The organism is Thermoflexus hugenholtzii (assembly GCF_018771565.1).
Lineage (GTDB): Bacteria > Chloroflexota > Anaerolineae > Thermoflexales > Thermoflexaceae > Thermoflexus > Thermoflexus hugenholtzii_A.
The window spans coordinates 639,923-662,977 of sequence record NZ_CP076326.1; the positions used below are offsets into that span (position 1 = coordinate 639,923).

General features: G+C 67.4%; 20 protein-coding genes. 10 read left to right on the forward strand and 10 right to left on the reverse strand.

The window, feature by feature from the left end:
* Window positions 1-11: 11 nt before the first annotated feature.
* On the reverse strand, window positions 12-2,276 hold the full coding sequence (locus tag KNN16_RS03025) for an FdhF/YdeP family oxidoreductase (RefSeq protein WP_303898701.1): 2,265 nt from the start codon (window positions 2,274-2,276) through the stop codon (window positions 12-14).
* Between the two features lie 169 nt (window positions 2,277-2,445).
* On the opposite strand from KNN16_RS03025, the gene KNN16_RS03030 reads away from it, so the two are divergent.
* Window positions 2,446-3,627, forward strand: coding sequence for a transposase (locus KNN16_RS03030; protein ID WP_303898702.1), 1,182 nt, complete (start codon window positions 2,446-2,448; stop codon window positions 3,625-3,627).
* A 94-nt stretch (window positions 3,628-3,721) separates the two neighbouring features.
* On the opposite strand, the gene KNN16_RS03035 is transcribed toward KNN16_RS03030, so the two are convergent.
* Window positions 3,722-5,098: a hypothetical protein gene (locus tag KNN16_RS03035; protein ID WP_303898704.1), complete on the reverse strand. Its 1,377-nt coding sequence runs from the start codon at window positions 5,096-5,098 to the stop codon at window positions 3,722-3,724.
* Complete coding sequence (locus KNN16_RS03040; protein ID WP_303898706.1) at window positions 5,095-5,694, reverse strand: hypothetical protein; 600 nt, start codon at window positions 5,692-5,694, stop codon at window positions 5,095-5,097. Before KNN16_RS03040 ends, KNN16_RS03035 begins: the two co-directional genes overlap by 4 nt.
* Before the next feature lie 142 nt (window positions 5,695-5,836).
* On the opposite strand from KNN16_RS03040, the gene KNN16_RS03045 reads away from it, so the two are divergent.
* From KNN16_RS03045 to KNN16_RS03060, 4 genes are all read left to right on the forward strand, one after another.
* Window positions 5,837-7,177 carry a pitrilysin family protein gene (locus KNN16_RS03045; RefSeq protein WP_303898707.1) on the forward strand — a complete coding sequence of 447 codons (1,341 nt, stop codon included), beginning with the start codon at window positions 5,837-5,839 and terminating at the stop codon, window positions 7,175-7,177.
* A gap of 84 nt (window positions 7,178-7,261) precedes the next feature.
* Window positions 7,262-7,630 (forward strand): NUDIX domain-containing protein, encoded by a 369-nt coding sequence (locus KNN16_RS03050; RefSeq protein ID WP_303898709.1) that lies wholly within the window; start codon window positions 7,262-7,264, stop codon window positions 7,628-7,630.
* 230 nt (window positions 7,631-7,860) lie between these two features.
* Window positions 7,861-8,325 (forward strand): Fur family transcriptional regulator, encoded by a 465-nt coding sequence (locus KNN16_RS03055; protein ID WP_303898711.1) that lies wholly within the window; start codon window positions 7,861-7,863, stop codon window positions 8,323-8,325.
* Window positions 8,326-8,328: 3 nt separating this feature from the next.
* Window positions 8,329-10,329, forward strand: a complete 2,001-nt coding sequence (locus tag KNN16_RS03060) for a cation-translocating P-type ATPase (protein ID WP_303898712.1) — start codon at window positions 8,329-8,331, stop codon at window positions 10,327-10,329.
* Here the strand turns inward: KNN16_RS03060 and KNN16_RS03065 are convergent.
* Window positions 10,220-11,023 carry a hypothetical protein gene (locus KNN16_RS03065; protein ID WP_303898713.1) on the reverse strand — a complete coding sequence of 268 codons (804 nt, stop codon included), beginning with the start codon at window positions 11,021-11,023 and terminating at the stop codon, window positions 10,220-10,222. The two genes, KNN16_RS03060 and KNN16_RS03065, sit on opposite strands and share 110 nt — an antisense overlap.
* 270 nt (window positions 11,024-11,293) lie before the next feature.
* Between KNN16_RS03065 and KNN16_RS03070 the strand changes: the two genes are divergently transcribed.
* The 5 genes from KNN16_RS03070 (at window position 11,294) to KNN16_RS03090 (ending at window position 18,236) form a co-directional block, all read left to right on the forward strand.
* Window positions 11,294-13,765 (forward strand): ATP-dependent Clp protease ATP-binding subunit, encoded by a 2,472-nt coding sequence (locus KNN16_RS03070; RefSeq protein ID WP_369685879.1) that lies wholly within the window; start codon window positions 11,294-11,296, stop codon window positions 13,763-13,765.
* A gap of 11 nt (window positions 13,766-13,776) precedes the next feature.
* Entirely contained in the window at window positions 13,777-14,265 is a 489-nt protein-coding gene (locus tag KNN16_RS03075; protein WP_299282583.1) for an NYN domain-containing protein, read from the forward strand.
* Between the two features lie 62 nt (window positions 14,266-14,327).
* Window positions 14,328-14,540: a hypothetical protein gene (locus KNN16_RS03080; RefSeq protein WP_299282580.1), complete on the forward strand. Its 213-nt coding sequence runs from the start codon at window positions 14,328-14,330 to the stop codon at window positions 14,538-14,540.
* Window positions 14,541-14,667: 127 nt separating this feature from the next.
* Window positions 14,668-14,979 carry an NIPSNAP family protein gene (locus tag KNN16_RS03085; protein ID WP_088571144.1) on the forward strand — a complete coding sequence of 104 codons (312 nt, stop codon included), beginning with the start codon at window positions 14,668-14,670 and terminating at the stop codon, window positions 14,977-14,979.
* 539 nt (window positions 14,980-15,518) lie between these two features.
* Window positions 15,519-18,236 carry a valine--tRNA ligase gene (locus KNN16_RS03090; RefSeq protein ID WP_303898718.1) on the forward strand — a complete coding sequence of 906 codons (2,718 nt, stop codon included), beginning with the start codon at window positions 15,519-15,521 and terminating at the stop codon, window positions 18,234-18,236.
* A gap of 50 nt (window positions 18,237-18,286) precedes the next feature.
* On the opposite strand, the gene KNN16_RS03095 is transcribed toward KNN16_RS03090, so the two are convergent.
* From KNN16_RS03095 to KNN16_RS03120, 6 genes are all read right to left on the reverse strand, one after another.
* Window positions 18,287-18,745, reverse strand: a complete 459-nt coding sequence (locus KNN16_RS03095; protein ID WP_303898720.1) for an Hsp20/alpha crystallin family protein — start codon at window positions 18,743-18,745, stop codon at window positions 18,287-18,289.
* A 171-nt stretch (window positions 18,746-18,916) separates the two neighbouring features.
* Window positions 18,917-20,806, reverse strand: a complete 1,890-nt coding sequence (locus KNN16_RS03100) for an aldehyde ferredoxin oxidoreductase family protein (protein ID WP_303898722.1) — start codon at window positions 20,804-20,806, stop codon at window positions 18,917-18,919.
* Between the two features lie 305 nt (window positions 20,807-21,111).
* Entirely contained in the window at window positions 21,112-21,489 is a 378-nt protein-coding gene (locus tag KNN16_RS03105; RefSeq protein ID WP_303898724.1) for a DUF5615 family PIN-like protein, read from the reverse strand.
* Between the two features lie 4 nt (window positions 21,490-21,493).
* On the reverse strand, window positions 21,494-21,721 hold the full coding sequence (locus KNN16_RS03110) for a DUF433 domain-containing protein (RefSeq protein ID WP_299282562.1): 228 nt from the start codon (window positions 21,719-21,721) through the stop codon (window positions 21,494-21,496).
* 114 nt (window positions 21,722-21,835) lie between these two features.
* Window positions 21,836-22,630: an alpha/beta fold hydrolase gene (locus KNN16_RS03115; protein WP_303898727.1), complete on the reverse strand. Its 795-nt coding sequence runs from the start codon at window positions 22,628-22,630 to the stop codon at window positions 21,836-21,838.
* Between the two features lie 27 nt (window positions 22,631-22,657).
* Window positions 22,658-23,041, reverse strand: a complete 384-nt coding sequence (locus tag KNN16_RS03120; RefSeq protein ID WP_088571148.1) for a response regulator transcription factor — start codon at window positions 23,039-23,041, stop codon at window positions 22,658-22,660.
* Between the last annotated feature and the right edge of the window lie 14 nt (window positions 23,042-23,055).

The following is a 23,055-nucleotide window of genomic DNA, read 5'->3' on the forward strand; positions in this document are numbered from 1 at the left end:
CCGCGCGGCGCTCAGGGAGCCGCATCCCCGTTCGCGCGCTCCACAAAGGCGAAGATCCCTTTGTAAGCGGGGATGCCGGCCAGAGGCGAGCGGGCCTCGGGGGCCGCCAGGGCGTTCCCCTCGGGCCAGTGCACCTGGAGGGTGCCGGGCTTCACGTCGGCCAGGAAGACCCGGCCCCGCAGCTCCCCGTAAGGGTTCCAAAGCCGGACGGGATCTCCGGGGCGTAGCCCCAGGCGGGCCGCGTCGTGGGGGTGCATCAACACCGCGTCCCGCGGGAGGCCATTGATGGGATCGATGTCCTCGTGGATCATGCTGTTGAACTGCTTCCCGCGCCGGGTGGCCACCCGGAACGCTCCCTCCGGGATGGACGTCCGCGGCAGCGGCACCGCCTTGAAGTGGGCCTTCCCATCCGGGGTGGGGAACTGCCAGCCGGCGCAAAGCAGCGGCCCGCCATACTGGAACTGATCCCCTTTCTTCCGCAGGTGCTGGATCCCGTCATACATCGGGATCACCCGGGCGATCTCCTCCCGGATGGCCTGGGTGTTCGGGAAGCGAACCCGGTCGGCGAGATCCGGCCGGACCCGGGCGGCCAGCTCCCCGAAGACCCACCATTCGGGACGGGCCTCGCCGATCCGCGGTCCCGGGATCTCCGGGCTGAAGATCACCCGGCGTTCGGTGGTGGTCTCGGTCACCCCGCCCGGGCCTTCGTAGCGGGTGGCCGCCGGTAGCAGGATCACCGCCTCTCCGGGTTCGAAGAGCATCGGGGGCGAGAGCACGATGTCCATGTGCACCCGCAGGGGGATCCGCTCCAGGGCCTCGCGGACGAAATCGGGATCCGGAAGCACCTCATAGAAGTTGCCGCCCACGCTGAAGAGGAGGTCCAGCTCCCCGCGATGGGCCGCCTCGATCATCTCCGGGGCGGTGAGGCCGCGCGTAGCGGGGACCTCGAAGCCGTAGAGCGCCGAGAGGCGGCGGGCGTTCTCTTCGTTGATGGGGAGGCCGCCCGGGAAGGCGGTGGCGTAAGCGCCCATCTCCGCTCCGCCCTGGACCCCCGAGTGGCCCCGGATGGGCATCAGGCCGCAACCCTCCCGGCCGACGAAGCCCTTCATCAGGGCCAGGTTGATGATGGCATGGACGTTGTCCTCGCCATGGGTGTGTTGGGTGATCCCCATGCTCCAGACGAAAACCGCGCGGTCCGCCTCCGCGACCATGCGGGCGAACTCCCTCATCTCCTCCCGGGAGAGCCCCGCGCCCTCCTCCAGCTCCTCCCAGGAGAGGCCCTGCAGCATCGCCCGCAGCTCCTCAAAGCCTGCGGTGTGGTTGCGGATGAACGCCTCATCCATCCACCCCTGTTCGATCATGTGTTTGATCGCCCCGTAGATGAAGGCGATGTCGCCGCCCACTCGGACCTGGAAGAAGCGATCGGTGATGCGGGTGCCGAAGAGGGCGCTCTCCAGGTCCGAGGGGACCCAGTAACGCTCCATGGCGGGCTCGCGGTAGGGGTTGACCAGGACCACGCGGGTCCCCGCCTTGCGGGCGTAGTAGAGGTATTTCATCATCACCGGCTGGTTGTTGGCCACGTTCGAGCCGAAGAAGACGATGAGGTCGGTCCCGATGAGATCAGTGTAGGAACACGTGGTGGCGGCCACGCCGAGAGCGGCCTTGAGGGCGAGGGTGCTCGGGGCATGGCAGATCCGGGCGGCGTTGTCGATGGAGTTGGTCCCCATGGCCCGCACGGCCTTCTGGGCCACGTAATAGGCCTCGTTGGGAAGACCCCGGCTGGTGAGGTAGAAGCCCAGGCGCCCCGGAGAGGTGTTGCGGATGAAGGCTGCGATGAGGTCCAGCGCCTCCTCCCAGGAGATCCGGCGGAAGCCCGGCTCGCCCCGACGCCGGATCATCGGGTAGGGCAACCGGCCCAGCGCCCGCAACGCCCGCGCAGATCGGGATCGCAGGGCCTCCACATCCGCAAGCAATCGGACGTCCAGCGGAGGCATGGTGTTGAGGCGGAGCAAGCGGAGGCGGATGTTGCAGAGGTGGATCCCGGTGATGGTCCAGTCGCGCATCCCGATGGTGCCCAGGGCGCAGCCGTCGCATACCCCGTCATTCAAAACGCGCCAGGCGTAGCCCAGCCGGTCCCGGTTCTCCCAGATGGCCCGCAGGATCTCCAGGTAGTTGTTCGGGCGCTGCTCCCCGATCCCCAGCGGCTTCCAGCTGGCCCACAGGGATGGCATCGGCCGCCGGGCCGGCCATCGCACCGCTTTCCGCACCCCTCCCATCGCTGGCCCCTCCGGAGGTGAGCTCAGAAAGCCGGGGTAGAGCAGGGGGAACACGCGAAGACCCGGCCCCGCGTTTCATTATACGTCATATATGTAGGAGTTACGCAGTTGGATCCGTCCTTCTCCCCATGCGACGGACGGGGCTATCATCATGATGGAGGCGGCGACGATGCCGACGGTCTGCCTGCGGTTCCGGTTCGAGGAGCATCCCAGGATCCGCGCCCTGATGGAGGCCTGCGCCGACATCCAGCGGCAGGCCGTCGATTACGCCCTGGAAAACGGCAAAACCGCCACCTTCACCCTCATCCAGGCCCTCTACCCCTCCCTGCGCGCGCAGCATCCGGATCTCCACTCCAACCTCATCTACGGAGCGATCCGATCCGGCGCCCGGATCGTCCACGGCTTCCGAAACCAGCAGCGGAAGGGGAAGACCCGGGCGGACCGGCCGGAGATCCGGCGCCCCTCGATCTATCTGGTCCGGCAGACGGTGAAGATCGAGTGGGACGGGGAGATCCTGACCGTCACGATCCCGGTCTCCCCCCGGGATCCGGAGCCCATCGTCCTCACCTTTCGCCCTCACCACAAGTATCGCCGGCTGCTGGACGAGTGGAAGGCAGGGCGGGCAAAGATGGGGGAGCCGATGCTCACGGCCCACTCCCTCTCCATCCCCCTGAAGTTCCCAGATCCCACCCCCTATAAGCCGGATGGGGTAATCGGGATTGACAGCAACGAGGGGAATCTGACGGCTTTCGCGACGTCCACTGGAGAGATCCGGGAGATTGACACCAGCTACGTGGGGAAGGTCAACCGGGACCATCTGCGGCGTGAGATCAAGGGGACAAGGGGGAAGCAGAATCCGAAAGCCAGGAAGAAGATCGCTTCCAAGCATCGAAGGATCCGCCAGGAGAAGACGGAGAACTTCTGGCATCATTTGGCCCTGGCACTGATCGCCTGGGCGCTGGGGATGAAGGCGGCCTTGGTGCTGGAGGACTTGAAGGGAATGAAGGAGCGGATTGGGGAGGGGAAGTCCAGGAGGATGCGGCAACGGTTGCTCAACTTCTGGTCGATTATGAAGTTCCACCGCATCCTGGAGCACAAGGCAAGATTCTACGGCGTCCCGCTGATTTTTGTGGATCCGCAAAACACGTCCAAGACGTGTCCGGTATGCGGCAGGGTGGGTGAAAGGCTAAGGGGGCACGTCTTGGCGTGCCCTTGCGGGGTGAGGATGGGCCGTCACGAGGCGGCGGCAGTGAACATCGCCCGCAGGGGGGTGGAATTCCTCGAGGGCTTAGACCCTCGGGGCAGGGGTCGGTGGGCGACCCCCGTGGCCGGTCCTCTGGCCCTGGGCTAAAACCCAAGGCCACGACCGGAATACGCAGAAAACGGCGTAAGTCCTAATATGGTGATCCAAAATGGATCGCATCCGGATGAGGGGGCGCGCCCGGCTACGGCGTTCGGATCCACGCGCGGGCGAGGGACTCCAGCGGGATGCCCAGCCAGGGGGCGGCGAGAAGCAGGAGCAGCTCGGCGGTCCACCAGGCGATCCCGAACCCGATGGCCGCGCGTGGCATGGGGCGCAGCGGACGGTCCAGAGGCTCCCGGGCCAGCAGGTTGCGCAACAGCGCCCATCCCAGCAGCCCGGGCAGGCTGATCAACCCCAGGGCCAGGAGGGGATGGGCCGGCAGCAGCAGCCGGGTCATCGCCCATCGCGCCGCGAACCCCGGGAACGGCGGCGCGTCGAGCATCGCCAGGCCGCTGCCCAGCAACAGCCCGATCACCCACGGGCCCTGCGCCATCGAGACCCGGCCGGGCTCCGTGGTGCCGGCCATGCGCCGGTAAGCGGCCAGGGCGAAGGCCATGCCCAGCAGCGGCACCACCCGCACCCAGAGCGCCCATGCGCTGAGATGGATCCCGGGTTCCGTCCCCAGGCTGAGGGCCAGCCAGGCCAGCCCGCTGGACGCCAGCCAGCTATAGCCTCCGATGGTTCCCCAGCCCCGCTCCGCCAGGGCCAGGAGGGCGCTGCTGCCCATCATCAGCATCCCGAGGGCCTGCAGGACGATCCCCCATCCCGGAAGGCGGGGGAGCCAGGGGAACTCCTGGGCCCACGCCGCCAGCCAGAACCAGGTCCCGTAGTGGATCAGGAGGACGGTGAAAGCGGCGCCGATGGGAGCGCCCTCCGCGAACAGCATCGGCACCCAGCGATGCGCCGGCCACACGCCCAGCCAGAAGACCATGGCGGCTCCGATCAGCGTGAAGGCGATGGTGGGCCAGAGGGGCTGGCCGGGGTTGAGGGCGGCCTGCTCCGCCGCCCAGGCCGCGGTGGTCCAGGCCAGGAAGCCCAGGCTGGCGGCGATGAGATACTGGGCGGCCCCCTCCATGCCGTGTCCTTCCCCCAGGAGCGTAAGCGTCAGCAGGAGGGCGGCGGCGCCGATGAAGAAGGCTCCCAGGCTGATGGGACGGGTGAGCAGGCCCAGGGCCCACAGCCCTCCGGCGGCCAGGCCGATGGGATACAGACGGCGCTCGAACCGGAAAGGCCACGCGCTCAGGAACAGCAATGCGGCGCTTCCCCACAGCGTGCTCAGGGCCCAGCGATCCGTCGCCGTCAGGCGCAGGGATCGCCCCAGGAGGACCACCGGGGGGCCCAGGGTGCTCGAATCCGCTGAAAGGGCCGCCGGGGGCCATGGGACCGCCCAGAGAAGCGCCACGATGCCCAGGGCTGCGCCCGCCGCGAGCGGGGCGGCCAGGGGCGTCCGCCGGAGCGGATACACCAGCGGGGCGGCCAGGAAAGGGATCGCCAGCACGAGGAGCAACGGGATGTTCATGCAGAGGCCTCCTGGCGCACCAGGGTGAGGGCGGCGGTGAGGAAGGCGATCACCAGGTTCATCCCCGCCATCAGCCCGATGGCCAGCAGGCTGTCCTGAACGGAGAAATAGAAAAGCCCGTAGCCGCTGAACATCGTGAGGATCCCCAGGCCAACCTGCAGCGGAGAACGGCCCAGCGTGGCGATCAGCAACCCGATCCCGATGAGGGTATAGGTGGTGATCAGGATGGGAGCGGGCGCGATGGGGATCGGGAAGCGGGCGGCGAGGATCCGGGCCAGGTAATGGAAGAAAAGCGCCGCCAGAGCCCGGAAGCGCCAGTGGACCGGCGGGCGGGAGGTCAGGGTCTTCGGAGCCGCCTTCCGGGCCTGCCAGCCGGTCAGATAGAGCAACAGGGCCAGCAGGGCGCTGGTGAGGACCTGGATGCTTGCCAGCTGGCCGGGTACCCCGGGGGTCTGTTGCAGCAGCCAGCCGCCCCCCGCGCCCATCAACGCCCAGGCCAGAAGCCAGCCCCGCCAATCCTCCAGCGTCAGCACGAGGGCGGCCAGCCCTGCGATGAGCAGGATCATGAGCTCGGAAAGGATCTCCTCACCGATCACGCTGTCCTCTCCGCACCGGGATGAACCAGGGAAACGGCCCCTTCCATTCAGGGCGCGTCGCCCGGCAGGGACCGAACGCCTATACTATAACCCAGGTTGGCCGCCGCATGCCGGCGGGCCCATCCCACTTCAGGAGCCACGCATGGCCCGTAAAGCGAACACGCAGAGCCCTCTCCGTTCGTCGGGACGTCGATGGGCGGTCCCGGGTCCGCACACCATCGCCCGGGAGGTGCTGCCCAACGGGATCGTGGTGCTCGCCTATGAGAACTTCAGCAGTCCCTCAGTGGTGGTCTCCGGCCTTCTCTGGGCCGGAGCCCTGGACGATCCTCCGGATCGGATCGGTCTGGCGTCGTTCACCGCGGAGGCGCTCACCCGGGGCACATCCCACCGCACCTTCCACGAGATCTATGAGGCCATCGAATCCGTCGGGGCCAGCCTGGAGATCGGGGCCGGCTATCACACCACCGGCTTCACCCTGAAGGCCCTGGCGGAGGATCTGCCCGCCATGCTGGAGATCCTGGCCGATGTCCTGCGGAACCCCACCTTCCCCGAGGAGGGGGTGGAGAAGGTGCGAGGGGAGATCCTCACGGATCTGCAGGAGCGGGAGCACGACACCCGGCGGATGGCCGGACTGCGCTTCCGGGAGACCCTGTTTCAGGGTCATCCTTACGGACGGAGCGTGGATGGATACCCGGAGACCGTGCAGGCGATCACGCGGGAGGATCTGCTCGCCTTCCATCGCACCTTCTACCATCCGGCCCGGATGATCGTGGCCGTGGTCGGGGCCATCCGGGCGGAGGAAGCGGTCCGGGCCGTGCAGGCGGTTCTGGGGGATTGGGAGGCCCGTCGGCCCGAGCCGCCCCCTCTGCCGCCGGCCGCCCCGCCGGCGCGCTGGATCCACGTGCACACCCCGATCCCCGGCAAGACCCAGGTGGATTTGGTGATGGGCACCGTGGGCCTCGCCCGCAAGGATCCCGAGTATTACGCCGCCGCCCTGGCCAACTCCATCCTGGGGGTGTTCGGGATGATGGGACGGCTGGGGGATCACGTGCGGGATCGGGACGGGCTGGCCTACTACGTCTACAGCCGGCTCGACGCCGGACTGGCCCCCGGTCCGTGGAGCGTCATCGCCGGGGTGGCTCCGGAACATCTCCCCCGGGCGATCCAGGGGATCCGCACGGAGATCCGCCGGATGCAGGAGCGGCGCGTTCCGGCCCGGGAGCTGGAGGACAATAAATCCTTCCTGATCGGATCCCTTCCGCTCCGGCTGGAGACCAATGAAGGGATCGCCGGGGCGCTGGTGGATATGGAGCTGTTCGAGCTGGGCCTGGATTACCTGGAGCGTTTCCCGGAGATCATCCGCAGCATCACCGCCGCGGAGATCCAGGCTGTCGTGCGGAAATACCTGGATCCGGACCGCATGGTCCTCTCCACCGCAGGCCCGGAGCCGGCCCCGCCGATGCCCCAGGAGGGCGCCCCTTAAACGTGCGCAGGAGGATTTCGGCCAAAAGACCAAAAGAAAGGGAAGAGAGGATGTTGGCTTCACGAACGGAGCCAGGAGGGAGCGATGCCGGCAGAGGTCTACATCGAAGTGGTGGCCCTGGCCGATGAGGCGATCTGGCTGGTGCAGACCCCCTCCGGGGACTGGAGCCTGCCGGGAGGTCCGCTGGAGGAAGGGGAGGAGCCCGCCCACGGCGCCCGGCGGTGGATCGCCCGCATGGCCGGCGTAGCGGTCGAGGAGCCGGTGATCCTGGAGGCAACCTCCCGGCATGAGGGGGACCGCTGGCGGCTGATCCTGCGCTACGCCTGCCGGCTGACCCAGGAGCCCCGCCCGGACCCCACGCTTCCCGGGTCCGGGCTGTTCCACATCGAACATCTCCCCCCGCTGGCCCCGGACCAGCGGGCCGCCATCTACCGGGCCCTGCAAGTCCTCTGAGCCCGGTCCCACACCGGGAGGACCCCACAGGGGCTTTCCCCACTCTTCCTTCGCTCCCGGGGTGTGTCCCAAAAATCGCAGGACAACTGCGAGCCGTTGTCCTGCAAAGCGGCCGGCCCCGGCGAGATGGGGGCCCGCCCTCGCCCCCGCCCCGATTTGACAGGGCCTTCCGCGTTGGGTAAAATTCCCACTGATTTAGAAAATCATTCTCTCCAGAGAGACGTTTTCAAATGCGACGGAAGCGGGAGCGACTGGAGGCGATGCTGGAGGGCCTGCGGGCGTCCGGGCTGCGGTTGACGCCCCAGCGGGTGGCCATCTGCGAGGTGCTGGCGACCAGCCGGAGCCATCCCACCGCCTATGAGATCCACCGCCGGTTGCGCCGGCGGTTCCCCACCATGAGCCTGGCTACGGTTTACAAAACCCTGGACGCCCTGGTTCGCCTGGGCCTGGTCAGCGCCCTGGGCGACGCCGGGGACGGAATGGTGCATTACGATGGGGACACAGAGCCCCACATCAATCTGGTCTGTCTCTCCTGCCATCGGGTGCAGGATCTCGAGGGCGTGGCGGTGCGGGCGCTGCATCGGACGGTGGCCGCCCGCTCCGGCTATGCCCTGAAGGGCGCCCGCCTGGTGTATTACGGCCTGTGCCCGGAGTGCCAGCGCAAAGCGCAGACTGCTGCATCCCCGGAGGCGTAAGCGATGGGGCAGAGGATCCGCCGCTGGGTGCTGGAGGAGCGCCGGCTTGAATTCCCCCTGGTCGGAGTGACCCTTGCCGCCCTCCTCGGAGGACTGCTCTCCCGTTTCCTGGCTCCGTCCCTAACGGGAGCTTTCTGGGTCATCGCCTATTTCGCCGGGGGCTTCTACGGCGTGATCGATGGGGCGGCGGCGTTGCGAAGCGGGCGGCTCGACGTCAACCTGCTGATGCTTCTTTCCGCCCTGGGGGCGGCCTTCATCGGCCACGCCGAGGAGGGAGCCACACTGCTTTTCCTCTTCTCCCTCTCCAACGCCCTGCAGACCATGGCCCTGGAGCGGACCCGCCAGGCCATCCGCAAGTTGCTGGACCTGCGCCCGGCGATGGCCCGCCGCCTGCGGGAAGGGCGGGAGGAGCAGATCCCCGTGGAGGAGATCCGGGTCGGGGACCGCCTGCTGGTCCGACCCGGGGAGCGGATCCCGGCGGATGGGCAGGTGGTGGCCGGGTTCTCCGCCATCGATGAATCCATGCTCACCGGGGAGTCCATCCCGGTCCCCAAAGGGCCCGGAGACCCGGTCTTCGGGGGCACCCTGAACGGCTATGGGGCCCTGGAGATCGAGGTGACATGCCCGGCTTCGGACACGATGCTCACACGCATCATCCGGCTGGTGGAGGAGGCCCAGGCCCAGCGGGCTCGCACCCAGCAGGCCATCGATCGGTTCGAGCAACGCTACGCCTGGGCGGTGCTGGGCGGGGCGGCCCTCACCCTTCTCCTCTCCGGGCTGTTCGGGGAGCCCTTCGATCGATCCTTCTATCGCGCGATGACCCTGCTGGTGGTGGCCTCGCCTTGCGCGCTGGTGATCAGCACGCCGGCGGCTTTCCTCTCGGCCATCGCCGCCGGGGCCCGCCGGGGGCTGCTGTTTAAGGGCGGGATGGCCCTGGAGGCCCTGGCCCGCGTGCGGGTGGTGGCGATGGATAAAACCGGGACGCTGACGGAGAACCGGGTGGCCGTGCAGGCCATCCACGCCCTGGACGGAACGGGGCCGGACCAGGTGCTGGGGTTAGCGGCGGCGGTAGAGGCCCGCTCGGAGCATCCCATCGCCCGGGCGATTCTCGAGGAGGCCCGCGCCCGGGGCCTCTCCCTGCCTGAGATCCGGGAGGTAGAGGCCCGCCCGGGCCTGGGCGTGATCGGACGGCGGAATGGGGATCGAATCTGGGTGGGCTCCCCGCGCCTGTTCCAGCAGGAGGGCATCGCGCTGCCCCCGGAGGTCCACGCGCACCTGAAGGCGGCGGAGCAAGCTGGGCGCACCGCCCTGTTGGTCTACGATGGACGCTGGCGGGGGGTGATCGAGGTCGCGGATCGCGTGCGTCCGGAGGCGGCCGAGGCCGTGCGGGCGCTGCGACGGCTGGGGGTCGAAGTGGCGATGCTGACCGGGGATCATCCGGCCGTCGCTCGGGCTGTGGCCGGGGCGGTGGGCATCACCCGCCTCGAAGCGGGGCTCCTGCCGGAGGAGAAGCTGGAGCGGATCCGGGCCCTGGCCCGCGAGATCGGGCCGGTGGCGATGGTGGGCGATGGGGTCAACGATGCGCCCGCGCTGGCCGCAGCCTCCGTCGGGATCGCTATGGGGCGGATGGGCAGCGACGTGGCCATCGAGTCCGCCGATGTGGTCCTGCTGCAGGACGACCTGCGGCGCGTGGCGGAGGCCATCGCGCTGGCCCGCGCCGCTATGCGGACGGTGTGGCAGAACCTGGCCTTCGCCAGCGGGGTGATCGCCCTCCTGGTCCTGCTCACCTTCGGCGTGGGGCTCCCCTTGACCCTGGCCGTGGTGGGGCATGAAGGGAGCACGCTGCTGGTGGTCCTCAACGGGCTGCGGTTGCTGCGCTGGAAGGGGAAGCCGGCTACGGACAGCGCCAGTCCTGCCGCAGGGAACCTTCCCCCGGCGTCCAGCGGAGGATCCGCCATCCGCCTTCCCGGGCAGCCAGCCGATAGATCTCACCCGGGTAGGTGACGATCCGCTCCGCCCTCGCCGTCCGCCCCGGGGGACAGTTAAGCGTGGCCACATAGGTCCATGTCTCTTCGGTCCGCACCTCCAGAAGGTCGGGTCCGGGGCGGGCGGAGACGGTGCATGCGCCGATCTCCCATCGGACATCCGTGAGGGTGGCCCCGCTGGCCTGGGCGGCCTGTCGCAGGCGATCGGCTTGACGCCGAGCCTCGGGAGCGGCGTCTCCCCAGGCGGCGTTCAGCTGCTCCAGCGTCCCGCGACCCAGCAGATAATCCTCCTGGGCATGGTTGGCCTGCTCGATGGTTTCCATCACCCCCGGGTCACACGCAAACGGTGAGGAGGTAGGGGAGGGCGATGGAGAAGGGACGGGCGATGGGGACGCCCGCGGGCTCGTCGGCGTAAGGGGCGCGGAGGGGATCCCGGTCGGCGAGGGGGATGGAGATGGAAACGAGACCGGCGTGGGATGGGAGGGGGCCGCGGGCGGTGCCGAGGCCGGGGTGGGGGTGATCAAATAGGGGTAAAGGAGGACCCCGTAGCCCACACTCAAAACGAGGAAGCTGAGGCCCAGGGGCAGCATCCGCCATCCCCATCCCGCAGGCGCAAAGGGGCTTCCGCGCCGTCCCCATGCGTAGAACAGCCCGAGGGTGAGAAGGCCCAGCGCGATCAGGCCGATGCCGATGATCCGTTCAGATCCCTGCATGGCCGGGGAGGATCCTCCGGCGATGATCCGTGCGCTTCGAAACCCGGTTCATCATGCATCCGGGTTCGAGGGATGGCAAGTCGTCTCCCTTCAACCCGGGGTCCGGCAGCGAGCGCGCTGCGGTTCCATGAGGCGGCGAATCCGGGAACTCTATATAATGAGACTGGAGAAACCCACTCGCCCCGGGCCGGCGGGGCACGGGCTGCGGAGACCGATGCGGGGTGGAATCCAGAGAGGAATCCTCTGCCATAAGGAAGGCTTCCGACGATGATGCGCTTCGATCATTTCACGGAACGGGCTCAGGATGCGGCCGCGCGGGCTTATGAGATCCTGCAGCGCTACGGCCACAACCAGGTGGACACAGAGCATCTTCTCCTGGCCCTGCTGGAGCAGCCCGACGGCGTGGTCCCTCAGCTCCTCCAGCGCATGGGGATCAGCGTGGACTGGATGCGGGGGCGGCTGGACGAGGTGCTTCGGGCCAGCCCGCGGGCCTCGATCTACGGTTTCGGGGGGACCGGTCAGGTGTTCATCACGCCCCGCGTGAAGCGCATCCTGGATCTGGCCAACGAGGAGGCGCGCCGCCTGGGCGATGACTATATCTCCACGGAGCATCTGTTCCTGGCCATCGCCACCGAGCGGAACACCCCGGCGGCTCGCATCCTGATGGATGCCGGGGTGACGCGGGATCGGATCTACGAGGCCATCAAGGATCTGCGGGGCGGGGCTCGGGTGACGGACCCGGGGGCGGAGGGCCGTTATCGGATGCTGGAGCGCTACGGCCGGGATCTCACCCGGCTGGCCCGCCAGGGGAAGCTGGACCCGGTGATCAACCGGGAGGCAGAGATCCTGCGGGTGATCCAGGTGCTGTGCCGGCGGACCAAGAACAACCCGGTGCTGATCGGCGAGGCGGGGGTCGGGAAGACGGCGATCGTGGAGGGACTGGCCCAGCGCATCGTGACCAACGACGTCCCGGAGCTGCTGATGGGCAAGCGCATCGTGCAGCTGGACCTGGCGGCCATGGTGGCCGGGGCGCGGTTCCGGGGCGAGTTCGAGGAGCGCCTGAAAGCGGTCATCGAAGAGGTGCAACGGGCCGAGGGGGAGGTCATCCTCTTCATCGATGAGATCCACACGGTGGTGGGCGCGGGGGCGGCCTCGGGAGCCCTGGACGCGGCCTCCATGCTGAAGCCCGCCCTGGCCCGGGGGGAGCTGCGTTGCATCGGCGCCACCACCCTGGACGAATATCGCAAATACATTGAGAAGGATCCCGCTCTGGAGCGGCGCTTCGCTCCCATCTTCGTGGAGGAGCCCTCGGTGGAGTCGGCCATCCAGATGCTCCAGGGCCTGCGGGAGCGCTACGAGGCCCACCATCAGGTCCGCATCAGCGACGCCGCCATCGTCGCCGCTGTCCGCCTCTCCCATCGCTACATCCCGGATCGTCGGCTTCCGGACAAGGCCATCGATCTGATCGACGAGGCGGCGGCCCGGTTGCGGGTGGCGTTGAACACCCTGCCGCCCGAGCTCAAGGCCATGAAGGGGGAGATCGAGCGGCTGTTGCAGGAGGAGGAGCAGGCCGGGCTGAACCGGGATTACGAGCGGGCGGCCCAGATCCGCATGCGGCGTCTCCGGCTGCAGAAGGAGTTCGAGGCCCGGCGGGCCCAGTGGCAGCGGGAGCGCAACCTGGACGAGGTGGTCTCCGAGGCGGACGTAGCCCAGGTGGTGGCGGCGTGGACCGGCATCCCGGTGGCCCAGGTGATGGAGACGGAGGCGGAGAAGCTGCTTCATATGGAGGAGCGGCTTCGGGAGCGGGTGGTGGGGCAGGATGAGGCCATCGCGGTGGTGGCGGATGCCATCCGGCGGGCCCGGGCCGGCCTGAAGGACCCCCGGCGGCCCATCGGCTCCTTCCTGTTCCTGGGGCCTACCGGGGTGGGGAAGACGGAGCTGGCGAAGGCGCTGGCGGAGTATCTCTTCGGCGACGAGGACGCGTTGGTCCGGCTGGACATGAGCGAATACCGGGAATACCACACCGTCTCCCGCCTCTTCGGCGCGCCGCCCGGGTATGTGGGCTATGAGGAGGGCGGGCAGCTGACGGAGGCGGTGCGCCGCCGGCCTTACCGGGTGATCCTGTTCGATGAGATCGAGAAGGCCCATCCCGATGTCTGGAACGCGTTGCTCCAGATCCTGGACGACGGCCGCCTGACGGACGGCCAGGGCCACACGGTGGATTTCCGCAACACGATCATCATCATGACCTCCAACGTGGGCACCGAGCATCTCCGCCGCAGCGGGACGATGGGCTTCCTCCCGGCGACCTCGGAGCGGGAGCGCATGGAGGAGCGGCAGCGGATCGAGCGGGCGCTCCGGGAGACCTTCCGGCCGGAGTTCCTGAACCGGATCGATGAGATTGTGATCTTCAACCGGCTGACGATGGAGCACGTGATGCAGATCGTGGACATCCAGATGCGCCAGATCCAGGCGCGTCTGGCCGAGCACGGGCTGCAGGTGATCCTCACCGAGGCCGCGCGCCGCTGGCTGGCCGAGGAGGGCTACGATCCGTCCTTCGGTGCCCGCCCCCTGAAGCGGGTCCTCCAGAAACAGGTGGAGAGCCCCCTGGCGGTCCGCCTGCTCCGGGGGGAGTTCCGGGCCGGCGATGTGATCGTGGTCGATGTGGGCGAGCAGGGGTTGATCTTCCAGCGGCAGACCGCGGAGGCGATCCCTCTGATGGAGCGGGTGCCGCACGCGTGAGGGGAAGCAGGATGCCGTTCCTGATCGATGGGCACAACCTGATCGGGGCGCTGCCGGATTTAGATCTCGACGATCCGGATGATGAGGCGCGCCTGGTGGAGCGGTTGCAGCGGCTGGCCTGGCGGACGGGGCGGCGGATCACGGTGGTGTTCGATCGAGGGGCTCCGGGCGGGATGGCCACGTCTTTCTCCCGGGGTGGGGTGACGGTGCGTTTCGCCCCTGCGGGCGTGAGCGCGGACGAGCTGATGATCCGGCAGATCCGGGCGGAGCGGAACCCTCGCGGGCTGATCGTGGTCTCCTCGGATCGGGCGGTGCAGGAGGCGGCCCGGCGACAGGGCGCTTCCGCGTGGTCCGCGGCCCAATTCCGGGCTTATATGGAGCGGGAGCTGGGTGAGGGGAAGAGGGCGACGGAGGAAGCGGAGGAGAAGCCGGGGGTGAACGAGGCGGAGCTGGAGCAATGGTTGCGGCTGTTTCAAGGGAAGGGAGGTGTCCGCGAATAGGAGCGTGGTGGGTTGCCCTGCGGATCCGGGGGCAAAGGATTCCTGCAACGGGGGAGGTGTCCATGTTCGAGGACATCCGTCAACAGCTGTCCGAGGTCCCGGAGGGGGAGGTCATCGAGGAGAGCGTGGAGGAGCGTCCTGTCTTCCCCGGCCTGGCGTTCCTGCGCACGCTGACTCCCTCCCAGCGCCTGATCCTGTTCGGGATGCTGCTCCTGGACCTGTTCCTGTTGGGGTTCCTGCTCCTCCTCATCGCTGGCGTGCTTCGTCTGGGATAGAGCCCGCGGAGAGCGCGTCCGGGTCTGGCCCGTTTTGCCAGAGGATCGATCCGTCTGTTACAATGTAAATATCCAGAGCGCCTGGGTTCGATCCGGGAGCCCCTGTGTCGGTGGAGGGAGTGCTGCGATGGCCGAGATGGTGAAGCTGCTGATGGCCTGGGACATCAAACCCGGCCACGAACAGGAGTATTTCGAGTTCATCGTCCGGGAGTTCGCGCCGGGGATGATGCGCCTGGGGATGGAGCCGACGGACGCCTGGTATACGATGTATGGGGAGGGCCCCCAGATCCTCACCGGCGCCATCGCCCAGGACATGGAAACCCTGCAGCGCATCCTCGCCAGCCCGGAGTGGCAGGAACTCAAGAAAAAGCTCTTCCGCCACGTCCGGAACTATAAAGAGAAGATCGTCAAGGCCACCGGCCGCTTCCAGGTCATCTGAACGCCCGGATCCTGTCCTCTTTCTCGTAATCCATCGATCCCTTGCCTATGGTTCGGGGGATCCGTTTCATGAATATGGGTCAGACCCATTATCGTCTCTGAAAGCAGGAGAACGGGTGTGGTTAAAATAAGAGTTCTTTACGATGAAATAGGAAACACCCTGGATTCGAGAAGCTAAACTTCTCGTCTTCTGTCTCGCAGGAGCGGTCTTTGCAGATTGCTTTTGAAACCATGCGCGGATAAAGCCGGATTCTCCGAAAGGCGGTGAAGGGGAGGAGTAGGCGCGGGCGGCGACGTCAGCGAGGGGGGTCGGGTGCGAGCCCCTGTCGTCCGCGGCGCTGAAGGTCGCCCCGGAGCCGGTCGGGTGAACGCCGGGATCTTCGGCCTGAGCCTGACCCGGGCGCTGCCCGTTACCGCAGCCTGAGGGCAGGGGGATAAGCTCCACCCCCTGAAGCAAGGTGGTACCGCGGGAGGTCCGCCCCCTCTCGTCCTTGTGACGGGAGGGGGCGTTTTTCATTGAGCGCGTGGAGGAGGTGACGGATGGCGACGGAGATGATCGCGCTTCCGAAGACTTTCAACCCCCAGGAGATCGAGGAGCCCATCTACCAGTGGTGGGAGCAGCGGGGCTTCTTCACGCCGCGCATCGACCCCGCCCGGCGCCCCTTCGTGATCTCCATGCCGCCCCCTAACGTCACCGGGGAGCTGCACATGGGCCACGCCATGTTCGTGACCCTGGAGGACCTGATGATCCGTTACCACCGGATGAAGGGCGAGCCCACCCTCTGGGTGCCGGGGACGGATCACGCGGGCATCGCCACCCAGGTGATGGTGGAGCGGGAGATCGCGAAGGAGGGGCTCACCCGCCATCAGATGGGGCGGGAGCGCTTCCTCGAGCGGGTGTGGGCCTGGAAGGAGAAATACGGAGGCACCATCACCCGCCAGCTGCGCCGGCTCGGGGCCTCCTGCGACTGGACCCGGGAGCGGTTCACGATGGATCCGGTCTACTCCCGCGCCGTGCGCGAGGCTTTCGTCCGCCTCTACGAGCGGGGCCTGATCTACCGGGGGGAATACCTGATCAACTGGTGCCCCCGCTGTGAGACCGCTCTCTCCGACCTCGAAGTGGAGCGCGAGGAGGAAGAGGAAGGCCTCCTTTACTACATCCGTTATCCTCTGATCGGGGAAGGCTGGGAAGGGCCGGCTGCCCCGTGGGGGAGCGGCCGCTGGGCCGAGGGCGCCCGGGACTTCATTACGGTGGCGACCACCCGGCCGGAGACCCTCCTCGGGGACACCGCCGTGGCCGTGCATCCGGAGGACACCCGCTACGCCCATCAGGTGGGGCGGATCGCCGTGTTGCCGGCCCTGGGCCGCCGCATCCCCATCCTCGCCGATCCCGCCGTGGACCGGGACTTCGGGACCGGCGCGGTGAAGGTGACGCCGGGTCATGACCCGACGGACTATGAGATCGGGGAGCGGCACGGCCTGCCCCGCGTCAACGTGATGAACCCGGATGCCACCATCAACGAGAACGGCGGCCCCTACGCCGGGATGGACCGCTTCCGGGCGCGGGAGGCCATCGTGGCGGATCTACAAAAGGAGGGGCTGCTGGAGAAAATCGAGCCCCACCGCTACGCCCCCGGCCGCTGCCAGCGCTGCGGCACCATCGTGGAGCCCATGCTCTCCCTCCAGTGGTTCGTGAATGTGAAGCCCCTGGCTGAGGAGGCCATCCGGGTGGTGAAGGAGGGCCGCATCCGCATCCTCCCCGAGCGCTTCGAGAGGGATTACTTCCGCTGGCTGGAGAACATCCGCCCGTGGTGCATCAGCCGCCAGCTGTGGTGGGGCCACCGCATCCCGGCCTGGTATTGCGACGACTGCGGACACATCACCGTGGCCCGGGAGGATCCCACCGCCTGCGCCCGCTGCGGAAGCGCGCGCATCCATCAGGATGAGGACGTCCTGGACACTTGGTTCTCCTCCGCTCTCTGGCCCTTTGCCACCCTGGGCTGGCCGGACGACACGGAGGATCTGCGATACTTTTACCCCACCACGGTGATGGAGACCGGCTACGACATCCTGTTCTTCTGGGTGGCCCGCATGGTGATGATGGGCCTGGCCATGACCGGGGAGGTGCCCTTCCGCATCGTTTACCTCCACGGCCTGGTGCGGGATGAGAAGGGTGAGAAGATGAGCAAGACGAAGGGCAACGTCATCGATCCCCTGGTGGTCATCCGGGATTACGGGGCGGACGCGTTGCGGTTCACCCTGGCCACCGGCTCCACGCCGGGCAACGATATGCGCCTCTCCCTCCAGCGCGTGGAGGGGAACCGCAACTTCGCCAACAAGCTCTGGAACGCGGCCCGCTTCGTGCTGGGGTCGCTCTCCGGACCCCTGCGCCGCCCGTCCTGGGACGACCCCACGCTCACCCTCCCGGATCGCTGGATCCTCTCCCGCTACCATCGCACGGTGGCGGCGGTCACCCAGGCCCTGGACGCCTTCGACTTCGGGGAGGCCGGACGGCGGATCTATGAGTTCACATGGGATGAGTTCTGCGACTGGTATATTGAGATCGCGAAGGAGCCTCTCTACCGGGGATCGGAGGACGACGCGGCCCGGACCCGTGGGATCCTGGTTTACGTGCTGGATGGGATCTTGCGGTTGCTGCATCCCTTCATGCCCTTCATCACAGAGGCGCTGTGGGGCTATCTCAAGCGGGCGGGAGCGGTGGACGGCGCGGAAGCCCTGATCGTGGCCGCATGGCCCATCCCCGGCCCGGTGGATGAGCGGGCGGAGGCTGAGATGCAGGCCCTCATCGAGACCGTCCGGGCGATCCGGAACGCCCGGGAGGCGCATCGGGTGCCCTCGGAGCGTCGCATCCCGGCCTGGATCGCCGCAAAGGAGGCGCTGCCGGTCCTGGAGGGCCATCGGCATCTCCTGGCCACGCTGGCCCGCGTGGATCCGGACCGGCTGGTCCTGGCAGCGGAGTTCCCGGAACCGCCGCCCGAGGCGGTGATCTACCCGGCGGGCTCCATTCAGATTTACCTGCCGGTGGCCGGGCTGGTGGATCGGGCGGCGGAGCGGGCCCGGCTGGAGCGAGAGCTGGAGGACCTGGAGGCCCGGATCGCGAAGACGGAAGCCCTGCTCGCCTCCGAATTCTCCGTCCGGGCGCCGGCTGCTGTGGTGGAGAAAGAGCGCCGCAAGCTGGAGGAGCTCAAGGCGCGGCGGGAGCAGCTGCGGGCGGAGTGGGAACGCCTGGGGGAGTGAAAAAATCGGGGGGCGGAAAGGAACTTCCGCCCCCCGAGCGCCTCGGGCCTTCAACGGGCCACCTGCACCTTGATCACCCGCGGCCGCACGGTCTCCGCCTTCGGGACCACCAGGTGCAGGACGCCGTTCTCCAGACGAGCGTCGATGTGCTCGGCGTCGATGGGATCGCCGAACTCAATGGTCCGGGCGAAGCGCCCACCGGTCCAGTCCCGGCGCAGGACGGCTACGTTCTTCTCGTTCTCGATCTCCGGCAGGGCCACCTCGCCCCGGATGGTCAGGGAGGAGCCCAGCGCCTGCACCTCCAGGGAATCCGGCCGCACGCCCGGCAGCAGGATGGCCACGTGATAGCGATCCGGCAGCTCATAGATGTTCACCGGCGCCGCCACGCCCAGCGTGGTGAACCCGTCGAAGGGCCGCACGAAGGCCTGGTCGAACAGCCGGTCGATGGCCTCACGCAGGGTCATGAACGCCGCATCGAAGGGATCCCGCAGCATCAGCTCGCGCGCCATAGGCCTCACCTCCTTTCGTGATCGAGTTTCGCTGCACCCCTGTGGGAGTTTCCAGCCCTCATCGTAGGCGGGAGGCCTTAGAGGAGCGTTAGCGTGGGATCAACGTTGCGCAAGCGGTGAGTTAACGTTTCGTTAGAGCGGGGGCCGCTCCAGGGCCCCCGCCCCGAAGCCTCAGAGGAGGATCCAGTCCAACCCCAGCTCCGCCAGCTTCTCCCGGGTGGGCATCCCGGTCTGGGGGTCCCAGCCGGCCCGCTCGTAGTAGCGGATGAGGGCGGCCTCCCACTCCGCGGCGTCCACGCACAGGCCCTCGCTCTTCCCCCCTTTCAGGGGCTCGAACAGCCGTTTGGGTAGGGTATCCCGATCCCGACCGGCGCCTTCCCGGGCGTTGAAAGCCCGCATCATGTTCAGCCGCCGTTCCCCGACGCGCATCAGCTCCTCCAGGGTGACCTCCCATCCGGTGACCGCGCGCATGAGCGCCACCAGCTCCTCCGGCCCGTAGAGCTGCCAGGAGGGCCCGAAAACGAACTGGCAGAGGTCCGCGGTGTCCAGGAAGCTGTAGAACTTCTGGGTCTCATAGGCGAAGCGGATCTTCTCCTCGTTGAGGGCGCGAGGGGGTTGTGGATCGGTCAGGCCGAGGGCGGCCAGCCGGTCCAGGAACAGGCGGGGGGACTTCGGCATATAGAGGGTATCGTGCTCGCTGGACTGGTGATCCGCGCCGAAGGGATTGACGGCGTAGATCAGGGCCAGGGAGCGCTTGAGCTGGGGCATGTGAGCGGGGAGCTCCTGGCCCTTGACCGCCACCACACAGTCCTCCGCGCCGCGCCCGAGGCGCTGGGCGGCCCGGGCGGAGCCCTCCGCCAGCAGGTCCCCGATCCCCTCCCGGCGCACGATCATCTCCAGCAGGCGGATCATCGCCTCCGCGTCCCCGAAACGCAGGGGGAAGCCCACCTCCGCTTCGGAGAGGATCCCCCGCTCGAAGCACTCCATGGCGAAGGCGATGGTCGCCCCGCATGAGATGGTGTCGACCCCATACTGGGCGCAGATCTGGTGCGCCAGGGCGATGGCCTCCAGATCGCTCACCCCGCAGTAGGAGCCGAAGGTGGAGAGGGTCTCGTATTCCGGCCCGCCGTAGCGGGGCTCCACCTTGCGGCCGTTCCACTCCGTCTCCACCACCCGCTTGCAGCGGACGATGCAGGCGTAGCAGGTGTCGCGCTCCTTGAGGATGGTCTCAGCCATCCGCTCGCCGGTGATGCGGTCGGCTTCTTCGAAGAAGCCGCTGGTGTAGTTGCGGGTGGGCTGGCCGCCCGCCGCGTTCTGGTAGGCCAGGATGTTGGCGGTGCCGTAGACGCCCAGGTTCTTCACGGCCGGGTTGGCCTCGTAGGCGGCCGGCCCCTGCCGGTTCAGGCGCTGAAGGGCCTCCGGATCATAGACGGGCGGGCGCCAGCGGCCCCGGACGGCGATGGCTTTGAGGTTCTTGGAGGCCATCACCGCGCCCAGCCCGGTGCGGCCGTGGGCGCGGCTGGCCATGTTGATGATGGCGGCGAAGCGGACGAGGCGTTCGCCGGCCGGTCCGATCTGGGCGATCTCGATCTGATCGTCCCCCAGCTCCTCGTAAAGGATATCCTCCACCTCGCCGGTGGTGCGCCCCCAGAGGTGGGAAGCATCCCGCAGCTCCGCCTCGCCGTCGTGGATCCAGAGGTAAACGGGCGTGGGCGCCCGTCCGTAGAGGACGATGCCGTCGAAGCGGGCGAACTTGAGCTCAGCGGGCCAGAAGCCGCCGGCCTGGGAGTCGCCGATCAGGCCGGTGAGGGGGGATTTGGCGTTGGCCGTGGCCCGGCTCTGGCCGGAGATCGGGATGCCGGTGGTGGCGCTGAGGAAGAAGGTGAGGGTGTTGCGGGGGTCGAAGGGGTCGATGCCGGGCGGCGTGTGCTTCAGCACGTAATACAGCCCCATCGCGCTGCCGCCCCAGTAGGTCCGATAGAACGCCTCATCGGGCTCCTCCACCCAGAGGCGCCCTTCCGTGAGATCCACATGGAGGATGCGTCCGGCATATCCGAACATCCGGCCCCTCCCGGAACAGGATGATGGAACATCACTATTTTAGCCGGAGGGGACAGGATTCGAAGGGATATCCCCGCATGGGAGGACACGCGCTCTCCTCCGGGCTCATCCTGCGCCCAGGGGATCCACAATCCATCCGTTTCTACCGGAACCGGCGGCGCCATTCTTCTTTGAGGGCGATCTGGGAGGGATCGGGCAGGGTGAGGAAGTCCTCGGCCAGGCGCTGGAACCGAGCGGGGTGCTCCAGCATGGGGAAATGCTCCCCTCCTCACAGGAGCATCCAGCGCGCCGAGGGTTCTAAAGGCTCATTCAAGACGGGAAGGCGGGCGACGCACCCGAATCTTCCTTTCGTCCGCAATGACCAGGCAGCCCTTCAGGTCTTCAAAGGAATACCGGGCTGTGATGCGGGATAGGATTTCCTGAACCGCATTTCGACCTCTGGAACGGATTCGTAGCACCAGGATGCCGGGATGTGAGCCAGGCGGAAATCGGCGGAGGTCGGCGAATCCAAGGTCCAGAGTGATGAAAAAGCGCTCTTCTTCGCAGACCCGCCTCCAGACGGCTTCATCAGAAGCACCCGATAACCCTTCTTCATGAACTCGATCCGCTGGATAACCGAGTTCTCTCAAAAAGCGAAGATGAGATATTCCCAAATTTTCATCAAGTTTCAGTTTCATTTTCATTTAGTCACAAAGGAAGTATTTCTTCCTCGCGAACTAATTCGGAGGCGTAAGCGATGGCTGCTTTCACATCTTCGAGTGTTAAGGGCGGGTATTCCCGGATGATTTCCTCAGGGGACAATCCTTCCGCAAGATTGTCCAGGATCACGGAGATCAGGATCCGGGTTCCCCGGATGGTAGGCTTGCCGTGACAGATCTGCGGATCGATGGCGATGCGTTCCCGCCATTCCGTCATTGGGGCCCCTCCGGTCCGGCAAGATCACAGATATTTTAAATCGGGTTGCGGCCCCTGGGTGATCCCCTTCCGGCGGAGGGAAAGTGTGGAGTGGGGAGGAGGGATCGCAAGTCTTTACCGGAACCGGCGGCGCCATTCTTCTTTGAGGGCGATCTGGGAGGGATCGGGCAGGGTGAGGAAGTCCTCGGCCAGGCGCTGGAACCGAGCGGGATGCTCCAGCATGGGGAAATGCTCCCCCTCCTCCAGGATCATCAGGCGCGCCGAGGGATCCAGGGCCCCGTTCAGGAAGAGGGGCGGCGGGATCAGCGGGTCCCGCCCGCCGTAAAGGAGCAGCAGCGGCCGGTCGATCCGCTGGAGCCACTCGATCAGCTCCTCCCGCCGGCGGATGGCCTCCTCCAGCCCCCACTCGACGGCCTGGGGATCCGCCCGGCCGTGATCCGGATGCACTTCGGCGTGGACCTGGGCGAGGCGTCCCAGCCGCTCCGCCAGCCACGTCCGCGCGTTTGGTGCGGGAAGACCCCGGGGCGGATCCAGGGAGATCGGATAGCCGACGATGAGGATCCGGTCCACGCGGTCGGGGTCCATCAGCGCCAGCCGGACGGCCACCATGGCCCCCAGGGTGTGGCCGATGAAGTGGGCCCGGGGGATGCCCATGATCTCCATCCATCCTCGGACGATCTCGGTCTGCTGCTCCAGACGATAGGCAGTCTCCGCTTCCCGGCGAGGCTTGGCCGAATCCCCGAAGCCCAGCAGGTCTAAGGCGTAGGTTCGGAAGCGATGGGAGAGCGTCCGCATGGTGGGCAGCCAGTAGCGCCATGAGCCGACCCACCCATGGAGGAAGATCACGGGCTCCCCACGGCCCAGGGCTTCGTAATGGATCAGGCGCTCTCCTACCGTCGCGATGCTCACGGCCCGCTCCGTCGACTCCAGGATCCCTCAACGAGGGGTTGGCGTCCGGCGATCCAGGATGGCCCGGACCTGCTGGATCAGCTCGTCGGGCGCGAAGGGCTTGAGGATATAGGCGTCGGCCCCTGCCTCCATCCCCTGGCGGATCTCCGCCTCCTGGCCCTTGGCGGAGAGAAAGACCACGGGGATGCTCCGCGTCTCCTCTTGAGATTTCAGGAGGCGGCATGCTTCGTAGCCGGTCATCTTCGGCATGCGGACATCCAGGATGATGAGGTCCGGACGATGCTGACGCGCCAGCTCCACCGCCTCCTCGCCGTTCGTCGCCGATAGCACCTGGAAGCCCCCGAACTCCAGGGTGAAGATGATGAGCTCCCGGATATCCCGTTCATCTTCCGCGATCAGGATCCTGGCCATCGTCGCATTCCCCT

What these genes read in the sequence shown, in the direction of transcription:
- KNN16_RS03035 (WP_303898704.1), bottom strand. Translation starts at nt 5,098, where the DNA reads ATGAACATCCCGTTGCTCCTCGTGCTGGCGATCCCTTTCCTGGCCGCC.
- KNN16_RS03090 (WP_303898718.1), top strand. Translation starts at nt 15,519, where the DNA reads ATGGCGACGGAGATGATCGCGCTTCCGAAGACTTTCAACCCCCAGGAG.
- KNN16_RS03060 (WP_303898712.1), top strand. Translation starts at nt 8,329, where the DNA reads ATGGGGCAGAGGATCCGCCGCTGGGTGCTGGAGGAGCGCCGGCTTGAA.
- KNN16_RS03095 (WP_303898720.1), bottom strand. Translation starts at nt 18,745, where the DNA reads ATGGCGCGCGAGCTGATGCTGCGGGATCCCTTCGATGCGGCGTTCATG.
- KNN16_RS03030 (WP_303898702.1), top strand. Translation starts at nt 2,446, where the DNA reads ATGCCGACGGTCTGCCTGCGGTTCCGGTTCGAGGAGCATCCCAGGATC.
- KNN16_RS03080 (WP_299282580.1), top strand. Translation starts at nt 14,328, where the DNA reads ATGTTCGAGGACATCCGTCAACAGCTGTCCGAGGTCCCGGAGGGGGAG.
- KNN16_RS03110 (WP_299282562.1), bottom strand. Translation starts at nt 21,721, where the DNA reads ATGACGGAATGGCGGGAACGCATCGCCATCGATCCGCAGATCTGTCAC.
- KNN16_RS03050 (WP_303898709.1), top strand. Translation starts at nt 7,262, where the DNA reads ATGCCGGCAGAGGTCTACATCGAAGTGGTGGCCCTGGCCGATGAGGCG.
- KNN16_RS03070 (WP_369685879.1), top strand. Translation starts at nt 11,294, where the DNA reads ATGCGCTTCGATCATTTCACGGAACGGGCTCAGGATGCGGCCGCGCGG.
- KNN16_RS03085 (WP_088571144.1), top strand. Translation starts at nt 14,668, where the DNA reads ATGGCCGAGATGGTGAAGCTGCTGATGGCCTGGGACATCAAACCCGGC.
- KNN16_RS03075 (WP_299282583.1), top strand. Translation starts at nt 13,777, where the DNA reads ATGCCGTTCCTGATCGATGGGCACAACCTGATCGGGGCGCTGCCGGAT.
- KNN16_RS03045 (WP_303898707.1), top strand. Translation starts at nt 5,837, where the DNA reads ATGGCCCGTAAAGCGAACACGCAGAGCCCTCTCCGTTCGTCGGGACGT.
- KNN16_RS03065 (WP_303898713.1), bottom strand. Translation starts at nt 11,023, where the DNA reads ATGCAGGGATCTGAACGGATCATCGGCATCGGCCTGATCGCGCTGGGC.
- KNN16_RS03100 (WP_303898722.1), bottom strand. Translation starts at nt 20,806, where the DNA reads ATGTTCGGATATGCCGGACGCATCCTCCATGTGGATCTCACGGAAGGG.
- KNN16_RS03025 (WP_303898701.1), bottom strand. Translation starts at nt 2,276, where the DNA reads ATGGGAGGGGTGCGGAAAGCGGTGCGATGGCCGGCCCGGCGGCCGATG.
- KNN16_RS03055 (WP_303898711.1), top strand. Translation starts at nt 7,861, where the DNA reads ATGCGACGGAAGCGGGAGCGACTGGAGGCGATGCTGGAGGGCCTGCGG.
- KNN16_RS03120 (WP_088571148.1), bottom strand. Translation starts at nt 23,041, where the DNA reads ATGGCCAGGATCCTGATCGCGGAAGATGAACGGGATATCCGGGAGCTC.
- KNN16_RS03105 (WP_303898724.1), bottom strand. Translation starts at nt 21,489, where the DNA reads ATGAAAATGAAACTGAAACTTGATGAAAATTTGGGAATATCTCATCTT.